This is a genomic window from Streptomyces sp. NPDC050732 (assembly GCF_040654255.1).
Classification (GTDB): Bacteria; Actinomycetota; Actinomycetes; order Streptomycetales; family Streptomycetaceae; genus Streptomyces.
In genome coordinates this window covers 94,146-106,350 of record NZ_JBFAHP010000013.1, presented here as the reverse complement: position 1 = coordinate 106,350, position 12,205 = coordinate 94,146, and the positions used below count along the sequence as shown (strand labels likewise).

Here is a 12,205-nt window from a genome sequence, read left to right as displayed (position 1 = left end):
CCTTTGCGCCTCAACCGGCGCCGCTCGCGCGGGCTCGCCGGTCACCGTCGTGGTTGCTCGTTTGTTGGTCGCAGGGATGACGGCCGGGGGAGGGCGATGGTTGCCCGGCGGCGCATAACGGTTCAGCCGCCGGCCACCGCCCCCGGCGGAGTTCAGTTGCGGCGCAGGAGCCGGGTCGCGCCCGCCGCGACCGTGGTGGCGAGGACCCAGCCGAGCAGGATCAGCGCGGTCGAGAACCACTGCCAGCCGCCGTGCAGCTGCCAGTACGTGTCCTGGCCGAGGTTGATGACGGGCAGCAGCAGGTCGAGGGCGAAGAGCGCGGGGTTCCAGTGCGGGTGCTCGCCGGGCTTGATCGCCGGATGGTCGGCGCGCGAGAACGCCACGGCGCTGACCGCCCACAGCACGGCCATCCACACCGCGGCCCGGCCCGGCCGGTAGCCGTAGGCGACGGTCCAGTCCTGCGCGTACCCCCAGAGCTTCCCGGCCAGTGGCAGGGTCTCGCGGCGCCGCCGCTGCTTGGCGAGGAGGACCTCGCGGGCGTCGGCGTCCTCACCGCCGTTGCGCAGGACGGCGGCGAGCTTCTCGTACGGCTCCGGGTTGTACTCGGCCGTGGCGGCCTGCACCCAGTCGAGGCGCCTGGAGAGCGGGAAGCTGCCCTGCGGCACGAGGTTCTCGTACGTGAAACCGCCCATCTGGAGGCCGCCGGGCCCGGGCCAGCTGGTCGCCCTGTCGATGAGGTTGACGACCTTGGCGCCGGACAGCACGACCTTGCCGCGCCGCGGCGCCTCGCCGAGGAAGCGGAGCTCGGGCGTCTGGACGCGGCGCAGCGAGATCTCCTGGTCCTGCCGGAGCGTGAAGCGGGCGTGCGCGAAGTCGATGGCGTCGCCGAAGCGGCCGTCGTCGAGACGGATGCCGCCCACGCACTCGAAGTGCTGCACGCGCGTGCCGCGGGCCGGGGTCGTGCCGCTGGTCTGCGGCGGATTGCCGACGGCCGCCGGGGTCAGGTACAGGGTGCGCTCGACGGTCATCTGCGGGGCGTTGAGGGCCTGTCGGCCGTACTGGTTGATCAGTCTGCTGCCGCGCAGGCTGAGCGAGACGCCGATCTTCGCGCCGCGCAGGCTCAGCTGGCCGTGCGACTCCATCATCTCGGCCTGCAGGTCCTGTCCGACGGTGAGGCCGTCGCCGGTGATGGAGTGGCCGCGCCGGTCGCGGTAGACCACCGCCTGGTTGAGCAGCAGGTCGGTGCCGATGTGCGCGTCCGTGAGGCGGATGCCGTTGTGCACCCGGCAGCGCGGCAGGTGCAGATCGCCCTCGGTGTGCAGCCGGGCGGCCTCGATGCGGGGGATGGAGCAGTCGACGAGCCGCAGCGTCGCGAAGCGGGCCTCGGGGAGCAGGACCTCCTTCTCGAAGCGGCAGTGCTTCATCTCGGTGTACGGGACGACCGTGCCGCCCGCGAGGTCGAGCGGATCGGTGATCTGCACGCCCGCCAGCTTCAGCGACGACACCCGGCCGGCCAGCGCCGGCGGCCCGTCGAGCAGCAGCCAGCACACGATGCGCGCCCGCACGCTGCGCTCGGGGCCCCAGGGGTGCCCGCCGTGCGGATCGTCGGCGGCCGGATCACCCGATCGGAGGTCGTAGACGCTGCCGTTCCGGAAGGCCTGCCACATGCCGATCTCGGCGGCGGTCAACCCGTCCGGCGGGTCGCCGGCAGCGGCGTCGTCGACCACTGCTACCACCCTCCGTCCCGCGGTGCGCGTCTCCCTCGTACACCCGTTTCATGCCCGCTCTGTGACCGGCTGAACGCCAGGGGTGAACACGGTCTTCCGTGGCTCATATCAGCCAGTGATACGGGCGACCGACCTCGAAAGAAGGTCTGAGAGAATTGGCCATGTGATCTCTCGAATCGATCTGCGCGGCGACACCCTCACGGACTTCCCGTCGGGGGCCGCCCTGCGCGCCCTGCTGCCCCGTGCCGACTTCGACGTCGCGGCCGCCCTGGAGAAGGTGCGGCCCATCTGCGAGGACGTGCATCATCGTGGCGACGCGGCGCTGATCGAGTACGCGGAGAAGTTCGACGGGGTGCGCCTTGACCAGGTCCGGGTGCCCGCCGCGGCGCTCACGCGGGCCCTCGACGAGCTGGACCCGCAGGTCAGGGCGGCTCTGGAGGAGTCCATCCGCCGCGCTCGCGCCGTCCACCGCGAGCAGCGCCGCGCCCCGCACACCGTCCAGGTCGTGCCCGGCGGCAAGGTCACCGAGAAGTGGGTGCCCGTCGAGCGCGTCGGGCTCTACGCCCCGGGCGGCCGGTCCGTCTACCCGTCCTCCGTGATCATGAACGCCGTCCCGGCGCAGGAGGCCGGCGTCGAATCGATGGCGCTCGCGTCCCCGCCGCAGGCCGACTGCGGTGACTTCAGTGGGCTGCCGCACCCGACCATCCTCGCCGCCTGCGCCCTCCTCGGCATCGACGAGGTGTACGCGGTCGGCGGCGCCCAGGCCGTCGCGATGTTCGCGTACGGCACCGAGACCTGCGCCGCCGCCAACATGGTCACGGGCCCCGGCAACATCTGGGTCGCGGCCGCCAAGCGCTACTTCACCGGCCGCATCGGCATCGACACCGAGGCGGGCCCGACCGAGATCGCGGTCCTCGCCGACGACACCGCCGACCCGGCGCACGTCGCGTCCGACCTGATCAGCCAGGCCGAGCACGACCCGCTCGCGGCCGCCGTCCTCGTCACGGACTCCGTGGCGCTCGCGGACGCGGTCGAGAAGGAGCTGGCGCCGCAGATCGCCGCCACCAAGCACGTCGAGGACCGGATCGTCCCGGCGCTGAGCGGCCGCCAGTCCGCGATCGTCCTGGTCGACGGCCTGGAGGAGGGCCTGCGGGTCGTCGACGCGTACGGCGCGGAGCACCTGGAGATCCAGACCGCCGACGCCACCGCCGTCGCCGGGCGCGTCAAGAACGCGGGCGCGATCTTCGTCGGCCCCTGGGCACCCGTCTCCCTCGGCGACTACTGCGCGGGCTCCAACCACGTCCTGCCCACCGGCGGCTGCGCCTGCCACTCCTCGGGCCTCAGCGTCCAGTCGTTCCTGCGCGGCATCCACATCGTGGACTACACCCGCGACGCCCTCGCCGAGGTCGCCCACCACGTGGTGACGCTCGCCGAGGCGGAGGACCTGCCCGCGCACGGCGCCGCGATCAAGGCGAGGTTCGGCTGGAAGGTGCCGGGCCAGTGAGCGACGTACGCATCGACGACCTCCCCGTCCGCGACGAGCTGCGCGGCAAGTCCCCCTACGGCGCGCCCCAGCTCGACGTGCCCGTCCGCCTGAACACCAACGAGAACCCGTACCCGTTGCCCGAACCGCTCGTCGAGCGCATCGCCGAGCGGGTCCGCGAGGCCGCCCGCGACCTCAACCGCTACCCCGACCGGGACGCCGTGGAGCTGCGCACCGAGCTGGCGCGCTACCTCACCCGCACCACCGGGCACGAGGTCACCCTCGCCAACGTCTGGGCGGCCAACGGCTCGAACGAAGTCATCCAGCAGCTCCTGCAGACCTTCGGCGGACCCGGCCGCACGGCCATCGGCTTCGAGCCGTCGTACTCGATGCACGGCCTCATCGCCCGCGGCACCGGCACCGGCTGGATCTCGGGCCCGCGCCACGACGACTTCACGATCGACGTCGAGGCGGCCACGAAGGCCATCGCCGAGAACCAGCCGGACGTCGTCTTCATCACGACACCCAACAACCCCACGGGCAACGCCGTCCCGGCCGAGGCGGTCCTCGCCCTGTACGAGGCCGCGCAGGCCGCGAAGCCGTCCATGGTGGTGGTCGACGAGGCGTACGTCGAGTTCAGCCACGGCGACTCGCTGCTCCCGCTGATCGCGGGGCGCCCGCACCTCGTCGTCTCCCGCACCATGTCGAAGGCGTTCGGCGCCGCCGGGCTGCGCCTCGGCTATCTCGCCGCCGCCCCGGCGGTCGTCGACGCGGTGCAGCTCGTACGCCTGCCGTACCACCTGTCGGCGGTCACACAGGCCACCGCGCTCGCCGCCCTGGAGCACACGGACACCCTGCTCGGGTACGTCGAGCAGCTCAAGGCCGAGCGCGACCGCCTCGTCACCGAGCTGCGCGCGATGGGGTACGAGGTGACCGACTCCGACGCCAACTTCGTGCAGTTCGGGCGATTCGAAGGCGAAGGCGCCGCCCATGAGGTCTGGCAGCGCATCCTCGACCGGGGCGTCCTCGTACGGGACAACGGAGTGCCGGGATGGCTGCGGGTCTCCGCAGGAACCCCCGCCGAAAACGACGCGTTCCTCGATGCGGTACGCGAACTGAAGAAGGAGCGACACGCATGAGCCGCGTAGGACGGGTCCAACGCACCACGAAGGAGACGTCGGTCCTCGTCGAGATCGATCTCGACGGCACCGGCAAGGTCGACGTGTCGACCGGCGTCGGCTTCTACGACCACATGCTCGACCAGCTCGGCCGCCACGGCCTCTTCGACCTCACGGTCAAGACCGAGGGCGACCTGCACATCGACTCGCACCACACCATCGAGGACACCGCGCTCGCGCTGGGCGCCGCCTTCAAGCAGGCGCTCGGCGACAAGGTCGGCATCTACCGCTTCGGCAACTGCACCGTCCCGCTGGACGAGTCGCTCGCCCAGGTGACGGTCGACCTGAGCGGCCGTCCGTACCTCGTGCACACCGAGCCCGAGAAGATGGCGCCGATGATCGGCGAGTACGACACGACGATGACCCGGCACATCCTGGAGTCCTTCGTCGCGCAGGCCCAGATCGCGCTGCACGTCCACGTGCCGTACGGCCGCAACGCCCACCACATCGTGGAGTGCCAGTTCAAGGCGCTGGCCCGCGCGCTGCGTTACGCGTCCGAGCGCGACCCGCGCGCGGCCGGCATCCTTCCGTCCACGAAGGGCGCGCTGTAAACCCATGACCGGTCTCAACACCATCCTGATCGTCGTCGGGCTCTTCCTGATCGGCGGCATCATCTCCTTCGTCAAGCAGGGCATGCCGAAGAGCCTGATCACGCTGCTTTCGATCGGCGCCGCGATGTGCCTGGCCGCGGGCATCCTGCGGCTCGACTACTGGAACTGACGGGAGGAGTACGCGACATGAGCTCTCCCAAGAAGGTCGTCGTCTTCGACTACGGCTTCGGCAACGTCCGCTCCGCCGAGCGCGCCCTCGCGCGCGCGGGCGCCGACGTCGAGATCACCCGTGACTACGACAGGGCCATGAACGCCGACGGCCTCCTCGTGCCCGGCGTCGGCGCCTTCGCCGCCTGCATGCGGGGCCTGAAGGAGGCGCGCGGCGACTGGATCGTCGGCCGCCGCCTCTCCGGGGGCCGTCCCGTGATGGGCATCTGCGTCGGCATGCAGATCCTCTTCGCGCGCGGCATCGAGCACGGCGAGGAGACCGAGGGCCTGGACGAGTGGCCGGGCACGGTCGAGCCGCTGAAGGCCGAGATCGTCCCCCACATGGGCTGGAACACCGTCCAGGCCTCCGCCGGATCCCCGCTCTTCAAGGGCCTGGGCGACGACGCCCGCTTCTACTTCGTGCACTCCTACGCCGTGCACGACTGGACCCTGGAAGTCGCGAACCCGGCGATGCGCGCCCCGTACGTGCACTGGTCCACGCACGGCGAGCCCTTCGTGGCGGCCGTCGAGAACGGCGCCCTGAGCGCCACCCAGTTCCACCCCGAGAAGTCCGGCGACGCCGGCGCCCAGCTCCTCACCAACTGGATCGGAACCCTGTGAGCACCCTCGAACTCCTTCCCGCCGTCGACGTCCGCGACGGCCAGGCCGTACGCCTCGTCCACGGCGAGTCCGGCTCGGAGACCTCCTACGGCTCCCCGCTGGAGGCCGCCCTCGCCTGGCAGCGGTCGGGCGCCGAGTGGCTGCACCTGGTCGACCTGGACGCGGCGTTCGGCACCGGCGACAACCGCGAGCTGATCTCCGAGGTGGCCGGGGCCATGGACATCAAGGTCGAGCTGTCCGGCGGCATCCGCGACGACGCCTCGCTGGCCGCCGCCCTCGCCACCGGCTGCACGCGTGTCAACCTCGGCACCGCCGCCCTGGAGACCCCCGAGTGGGTCGCCAAGGTCATCGCCGAGCACGGCGACAAGATCGCGGTCGGCCTCGACGTACGGGGCACGACGCTGCGCGGCCGCGGCTGGACCCGCGACGGCGGCGACCTCTACGAAACCCTGGAGCGCCTGAACAACGAGGGCTGCGCGCGCTACGTGGTCACCGACATCGCCAAGGACGGCACGTTGCAGGGCCCCAACCTGGAGCTCCTGCGCAACGTGTGCGCGGCGACGGACCGCCCGGTCGTCGCCTCCGGCGGGGTCTCGTCCCTGGACGACCTGCGCGCCATCTCCGAGCTCGTGCCGCTCGGCGTCGAGGGCGCGATCGTCGGCAAGGCGCTGTACGCGAAGGCGTTCACGCTGGAGGAAGCGCTGGAGGCCGTCTCCCGATGAGTGGCGTACGACGAGTGCAGAGCGGCAGCCCCTGGGAGGAGTCCTTCGGCTTCGCCCGGGCCGTCGAGGCGGGCGACCGGGTCGTGGTCGGCGGCACCACGTCCTTCAAGGGCGACATCCTGTACGGCGAGGGCGATCCCTACGAACAGACGCGGGTCGCCGTCGCCAACGCGCTCGCGGCGATCGCCGAGTTCGGGCTCGGCCCCGAGTCCGTGACCGCCGTGCGTCTCCTCATCACGCACGCGCGGGACGTCGACGCGGTGGGACGCGCGCACAAGGAGGTCTTCGACTCCGTGCGCCCGGTGATGACCATGGTGGTCGTCTCCGGCTTCGTCGACTCGCGCATCCTGGTCGAAGTGGAACTGGAAGCCTACCGAGGAGCCACCGCATGACGCTCGCGGTACGCGTGATCCCCTGCCTCGACGTGGACAACGGCCGCGTCGTCAAGGGCGTCAACTTCCAGAACCTGCGCGACGCGGGCGACCCCGTCGAGATGGCCAAGGTGTACGACGCGGAGGGCGCCGACGAGCTGACCTTCCTGGACATCACCGCGTCGTCCGGCAACCGCGAGACCACGTACGACGTGGTCCGCCGCACCGCCGAGCAGGTCTTCATCCCGCTCACGGTGGGCGGCGGCGTGCGCACCGCCGAGGACGTGGACAAGCTGCTGCGGGCGGGCGCGGACAAGGTCGGCGTCAACACGGCGGCGATCGCCCGCCCCGACCTGATCCGCGAGATCGCGGAGCGGTTCGGGCGGCAGGTGCTCGTCCTGTCGGTCGACGCGCGCAGGACGGCGTCGGGCGGCTTCGAGGTCACCACCCACGGCGGCCGCGAGTCCGCAGGCATCGACGCCGTCGAGTGGGCGCACCGGGCCGCCGAGCTCGGCGCGGGCGAGATCCTGCTCAACTCGATGGACGCCGACGGCACGAAGGACGGCTACGACATCGAGATGATCTCGGCGGTGCGCAAGCACGTCACCGTGCCGGTGATCGCCTCCGGCGGCGCGGGCCGCCTCGACCACTTCCCGCCGGCCATCGGGGCGGGCGCGGACGCGGTGCTGGCGGCCTCGGTCTTCCACTTCGGGGATCTGCGGATCGGCGAGGTCAAGGAGACGCTGCGGGGGGCGGGGCACCCGGTTCGGTAGGCCACCCGGATAGAAAAGAAAAGTTGCGCAACATTTGTTGTGCAACTTTTCTTTTCTATCTACGGTGAGGTCATGGGCAGACAACAGAAGCGCCGAGTGACCGACGTAGGCACCTTGAAGGCCTTCGGGCACCCCCTGCGCCTGAAGCTCTACGGGGCGCTGAAAGTCGCCGGCGCCGCCACCGCCTCGCAGCTCGCCGACGACGTGGACGAAGCCGTGTCCCTGGTCAGCTACCACCTGCGCAAGCTCGCCGAGCACGGCCTGATCGAGGAGGCACCGCAGGCGCAGCGGGGCGACGGGCGCGAACGGTGGTGGACCCCCGCGCAGGAAACGCTCTCCTTCAGCAGCGGCGACTTCGAGGACACCCCGGAGAAGGCCGCCGCGCTCGCCGCCACGACACGCGCCCTCCACGAGCAGCACACCCGTCTCTTCGGCGCCTGGCTCGACCACCGCGCGGCCTGGAGCCCCGAGTGGCGCTCCGCCGCCGACAGCTCCGACTTCCTCGGCCGCTACACCCCCGCCGAGCTCACCGCCCTCACCGAGGAACTGCACGCCGTGATCCGCGCGCACGAGCAGCGGGCCAGGGCCGCCGAGGAGGCCGGGGACACGGACGGCCGCGAGAACGTGCTGCTCGACCTGAAGGCCTTTCCCTTCCGATCGCTGTGACCGGCACAGCCGCGGCCCCCCGCACGGAACGCCCCGCCCACCGCGACGGCAACGTCCTGCGCTGGCTCGGCGCCTACACCGCCTCGATGGTCGGCGACAGCCTCTACTTCCTCGCGCTGTCCTGGGCCGCCACCCGCAGCGGAAGCCCCGCCCAGGCCGGACTCGTGCTCGCCGTCGGGGCCGTCCCGCGCGCCGCGCTCATGCTCGGCGGGGGAGTCGTCGCCGACCGCTTCGGGCCGCGCCGCGTGGTCATCGGCAGCGACGCGGTGCGGTGCGCGGTGATCCTTGCCGTGACCGTGCTGCTCCTGGTGGCCACGCCCGGAATCTGGCCGCTCGCGGCCCTCGCCCTCGTCTTCGGCGCGGTCGACGCCCTCTTCCTGCCGAGCGTGGGCGCGCTGCCCCCGCGCATCACCTCGCCGGGCCAGCTGGGCCGCGTGCAGGGCATGCGGGGGCTCGCGCAGCGCGTCGCCACGGTGGCCGGGGCGCCGCTGGGCGGCCTCGCGGTGGCGGCCGGCGGGCCGGTGGCGGGGTTCGGCGCGGCGGGGGCGCTGTTCGCCGTGTCGCTGGTGCTGCTTCTCGCAGTACGGGTCCGCGACCTCGCCCCCGGGGAGGCGGCGGGGCGGACGGAACCGGCCGGGCGGCAACTCGTCGACGGACTGCGCTACATCCGCGGCCACCGCGTCCTCGCCCCGCTCGTCGTCACCGCCGCCGTGATGGAGCTGGGCTTCGCCGGGCCCGCCAACATCGGGCTCGTCCTGCTCGCCGAGGAACGCGGCTGGGGCGCATCGGGACAGGGCTGGATCATCGGCGGCTTCGGCGTCGGCGCGGGGTGCGCCGCCCTCCTCATCGCCGTCCGCGGCCGCGTTCCGCACGCCGGGCTCGTCCTGTCCTGGGCGGTGATCGGCGGCTCGGTCGCCCTGGGCGCGATCGCCTTCGCCCCCTCCGTCGTGACCGCGACGGCGGCCGGGCTCTGCGTGGGCCTGCTCACCGGCCTGGGCGGCGCCGTCATCGGCACCCTGGCCCAGACGGTGACGGACCCCGCCTACCTGGGCCGTGTCACGTCCGTGGTCACGTTCTTCACCACGGGCGTCGCCCCGCTGAGCTTCCCCGTCGCGGGCGCGGCGATCGGCGCCTGGGGCGCCGGGCCCGTGTTCGCCGCGAGCGCGGCGCTCAGCGCGGCCGGAGGCGTCGTCGGCCTCTGCGCGCGCTCCCTGCGCCGCGCCGAACTCCCGCGCTGAGCAAGCCGGTTCGCAGCGGTCCGCTCAGAGGCCAAGCTGCTTGGTCTCGTGCAGCGCGGCGATCGCCTCCTTGTCGCCGTCGAGACCGACGTCGGCGACCTGCTGCCTGCCGAACGCGAACAGCAGCAGCTCGGACGGCTCACCGGTCACCGTCACCACCGGAGTGCCCCGGTGCGCCACCGCCGTCCGGCCGTCCGGGCGGCGCAGGACCAGGCCCACCGGTGACTTGCGGCCCACCAGACGGGCCGTGCGTTCGAGACGGGACCACAGGGCGTCCGAGAAGACCGGGTCGAGCTCGCGCGGCGTCCAGTCGGGCTGCGCGCGGCGCACGTCCTCGGTGTGGATGTAGAACTCGACGGCGTTCGACGCCTCGTCCACCTGCTTCAGGGCGAAGGGCGAGAAACGCGGCGGCCCCGTCCGGATGAGCTGGATCAGCTCCTCGTACGGCTTCGCGGCGAACTCGGCCTGCACCCGCTCCAGGCGCCCCGCGAGCTGCTTGATCAGCAGCCCGCCCGCCGCGTCGGCGCGCCGCTCGCGCACCACCACGTGGGCCGCGAGGTCACGGGTCTTCCAGCCCTCGCACAGAGTGGCCGCCTCGGGCCCCTCCGCCTCCAACAGGTCGGCGAGAAGAAGTCGTTCACGCTTCGCATGGGTCGACATACCAGCCAGCCTACGACCGTGCCACCGGTCCGCACAGTGGACGCCCGCCAGAAGCGCCTCCCGAGGGCGGCACAATGGGCCCATGACCAGCGTGCCCCCGCCCAGCAGCAACCTCGACCCGGACATCGCCGCGCGCCTCAGGCGCAGCGCCGACGGGCTCGTCCCCGCCATCGCCCAGCAGTACGACACCGGTGAGGTGCTGATGCTCGGCTGGATGGACGACGAGGCGCTGCACCGCACCCTCACCACCGGGCGCTGCACCTACTGGTCGCGCAGCCGCCAGGAGTACTGGGTCAAGGGCGACACGTCCGGGCACTTCCAGTACGTCAAGGAGGTGGCGCTCGACTGCGACGCGGACACCGTCCTCGTCCAGGTCGACCAGGTCGGCGCGGCCTGCCACACCGGCACCCGCACCTGCTTCGACACCGACGTGCTGCCCGTGCTTCCCGTGCCCGGCGCGCCCGCGCCCGGTCAGTAGGGTCCTGCCATGGACCTGGAGACCTTCCGCAAGCTCGCGACCGACCGCCGCGTCATCCCCGTCAGCCGCAAGCTCCTCGCGGACGGCGACACCCCCGTCGGGCTCTACCGCAAGCTCGCCGCCGAACGCCCCGGCACGTTCCTCCTGGAGTCGGCGGAGAACGGCCGCGCCGCGTTCCTGTGGTCTCGCTACTCCTTCGTCGGCGTCCGCAGCGCCGCCGCCCTCACCGTCCGCGACGGCGAGGCCCACTGGCTCGGCACCCCGCCCGTCGGCGTGCCCACCTCCGGCGACCCGCTCGCCGCACTGCGCGCCACCATCGGCATACTGCACACCCCGCGCGACGTGGTCAGCGCCGACGGCCTGCCGCCCTTCACCGGCGGCATGGTCGGCTACCTCGGCTACGACATCGTGCGCCGCCTGGAGAAGATCGGCCCCGGCGACCGCGACGACCTGCACCTGCCCGAGCTGACCATGCTCCTCACCAGCGACCTCGCCGTCCTCGACCACTGGGACGGCTCGGTCATGCTGATCGCCAACGCGATCAACCACAACGACCTGGAGACAGGCGTCGACGAGGCGTACGCCGACGCGGTCGCCCGCCTCGACGCCATGGAGGCCGACCTCTCCCGGCCCGTCTCCCAGCCCCCGGCCGCCCTGCCGCCCTCCGAGCTCCCCGAGTACACCGCCCTGTGGGGCGGCGAGCAGTACCAGGAAGCCGTCGAGGACATCAAGGAACGCATCCGGGCCGGCGAGGCCTTCCAGGTCGTGCCCTCGCAGCGCTTCGAGACCCCGTGCACCGCGACGGCGCTGGACGTCTACCGCGTGCTGCGCGCCACCAACCCGTCGCCGTACATGTACCTCTTCCGCTTCGACGGCTTCGACGTGGTCGGCTCCTCGCCCGAGGCCCTCGTCAAGGTCGAGGACGGGCGCGCCATGGTCCACCCCATCGCCGGCACCCGGCACCGCGGCGCCACCCCGCGCGAGGACCAGGCGCTCGCCGACGAACTGCTCGCCGACCCCAAGGAGCGCGCCGAGCACCTGATGCTCGTCGACCTGGGCCGCAACGACCTGGGCCGGGTCTGCGAACCGGGCTCCGTCGAGGTCGTCGACTTCATGTCCATCGAGAAGTACTCCCACGTCATGCACATCGTGTCGACGGTCACCGGACAGGTCGCCCAGGGCCGCACCGCCTTCGACGTCCTCACCGCCTGCTTCCCCGCGGGCACCCTCTCCGGCGCCCCCAAGCCGCGCGCGATGCAGATCATCGACGAGCTCGAACCGTCCCGGCGCGGCCTGTACGGCGGCTGCGTCGGCTACCTCGACTTCGCGGGCGACTCCGACACCGCCATCGCCATCCGCACCGCCCTCCTCCGCGACGGCACGGCATACGTGCAGGCCGGAGCCGGGGTCGTCGCCGACTCGGACCCCGTCGCCGAGGACACCGAGTGCCGGAACAAGGCCGCCGCCGTGCTGCGCGCCATCCACACGGCGAACCGGCTGCACGACCGTTCGGGCCGTGAGGGATAGTGG

General features: G+C 72.2%; 14 protein-coding genes. 12 read left to right on the top strand and 2 right to left on the bottom strand.

Annotated features, from left to right (window positions below; genetic code table 11):
* Positions 1-152: 152 nt before the first annotated feature.
* Entirely contained in the window at positions 153-1,667 is a 1,515-nt protein-coding gene (locus AB0H82_RS14385; RefSeq protein WP_362992523.1) for an oxidoreductase, read from the bottom strand.
* 223 nt (positions 1,668-1,890) lie between these two features.
* On the opposite strand from AB0H82_RS14385, the gene hisD reads away from it, so the two are divergent.
* The 10 genes from hisD (at position 1,891) to AB0H82_RS14335 (ending at position 9,537) form a co-directional block, all read left to right on the top strand.
* On the top strand, positions 1,891-3,231 hold the full coding sequence (gene hisD / locus AB0H82_RS14380) for a histidinol dehydrogenase (protein WP_362992376.1): 1,341 nt from the start codon (positions 1,891-1,893) through the stop codon (positions 3,229-3,231).
* Positions 3,228-4,349 carry a histidinol-phosphate transaminase gene (locus AB0H82_RS14375; RefSeq protein WP_362992374.1) on the top strand — a complete coding sequence of 374 codons (1,122 nt, stop codon included), beginning with the start codon at positions 3,228-3,230 and terminating at the stop codon, positions 4,347-4,349. The genes hisD and AB0H82_RS14375 overlap by 4 nt, the downstream gene beginning before the upstream one ends.
* Positions 4,346-4,939, top strand: a complete 594-nt coding sequence (hisB, locus tag AB0H82_RS14370; protein WP_362992372.1) for an imidazoleglycerol-phosphate dehydratase HisB — start codon at positions 4,346-4,348, stop codon at positions 4,937-4,939. The genes AB0H82_RS14375 and hisB overlap by 4 nt, the downstream gene beginning before the upstream one ends.
* Positions 4,940-4,943: 4 nt before the next feature.
* Positions 4,944-5,108, top strand: coding sequence for a hypothetical protein (locus AB0H82_RS14365; protein ID WP_055563286.1), 165 nt, complete (start codon positions 4,944-4,946; stop codon positions 5,106-5,108).
* A gap of 17 nt (positions 5,109-5,125) precedes the next feature.
* Positions 5,126-5,767, top strand: a complete 642-nt coding sequence (hisH, locus tag AB0H82_RS14360; protein WP_362992370.1) for an imidazole glycerol phosphate synthase subunit HisH — start codon at positions 5,126-5,128, stop codon at positions 5,765-5,767.
* Positions 5,764-6,489, top strand: a complete 726-nt coding sequence (gene priA, locus AB0H82_RS14355; protein WP_362992369.1) for a bifunctional 1-(5-phosphoribosyl)-5-((5-phosphoribosylamino)methylideneamino)imidazole-4-carboxamide isomerase/phosphoribosylanthranilate isomerase PriA — start codon at positions 5,764-5,766, stop codon at positions 6,487-6,489. Before hisH ends, priA begins: the two co-directional genes overlap by 4 nt.
* Positions 6,486-6,881, top strand: a complete 396-nt coding sequence (locus tag AB0H82_RS14350) for a Rid family hydrolase (protein ID WP_362992367.1) — start codon at positions 6,486-6,488, stop codon at positions 6,879-6,881. Before priA ends, AB0H82_RS14350 begins: the two co-directional genes overlap by 4 nt.
* Positions 6,878-7,633, top strand: coding sequence for an imidazole glycerol phosphate synthase subunit HisF (gene hisF / locus AB0H82_RS14345; RefSeq protein WP_362992365.1), 756 nt, complete (start codon positions 6,878-6,880; stop codon positions 7,631-7,633). The genes AB0H82_RS14350 and hisF overlap by 4 nt, the downstream gene beginning before the upstream one ends.
* A 72-nt stretch (positions 7,634-7,705) precedes the next feature.
* The gene (locus tag AB0H82_RS14340; RefSeq protein ID WP_362992363.1) at positions 7,706-8,299 is read left to right on the top strand and encodes a helix-turn-helix domain-containing protein; all 594 of its coding nucleotides are present in this window, start codon (positions 7,706-7,708) and stop codon (positions 8,297-8,299) included.
* Positions 8,296-9,537 (top strand): MFS transporter, encoded by a 1,242-nt coding sequence (locus AB0H82_RS14335; RefSeq protein WP_362992361.1) that lies wholly within the window; start codon positions 8,296-8,298, stop codon positions 9,535-9,537. Before AB0H82_RS14340 ends, AB0H82_RS14335 begins: the two co-directional genes overlap by 4 nt.
* 24 nt (positions 9,538-9,561) lie before the next feature.
* Here AB0H82_RS14335 and AB0H82_RS14330 read toward each other — a convergent pair whose 3' ends face one another.
* Positions 9,562-10,197: a TIGR03085 family metal-binding protein gene (locus AB0H82_RS14330; RefSeq protein ID WP_362992359.1), complete on the bottom strand. Its 636-nt coding sequence runs from the start codon at positions 10,195-10,197 to the stop codon at positions 9,562-9,564.
* Between the two features lie 82 nt (positions 10,198-10,279).
* Between AB0H82_RS14330 and hisI the strand changes: the two genes are divergently transcribed.
* Positions 10,280-10,675 carry a phosphoribosyl-AMP cyclohydrolase gene (gene hisI / locus AB0H82_RS14325; RefSeq protein ID WP_362992357.1) on the top strand — a complete coding sequence of 132 codons (396 nt, stop codon included), beginning with the start codon at positions 10,280-10,282 and terminating at the stop codon, positions 10,673-10,675.
* Positions 10,676-10,684: 9 nt separating this feature from the next.
* Positions 10,685-12,202: an anthranilate synthase component I gene (locus AB0H82_RS14320; RefSeq protein WP_362992355.1), complete on the top strand. Its 1,518-nt coding sequence runs from the start codon at positions 10,685-10,687 to the stop codon at positions 12,200-12,202.
* Positions 12,203-12,205 lie beyond the last annotated feature (3 nt).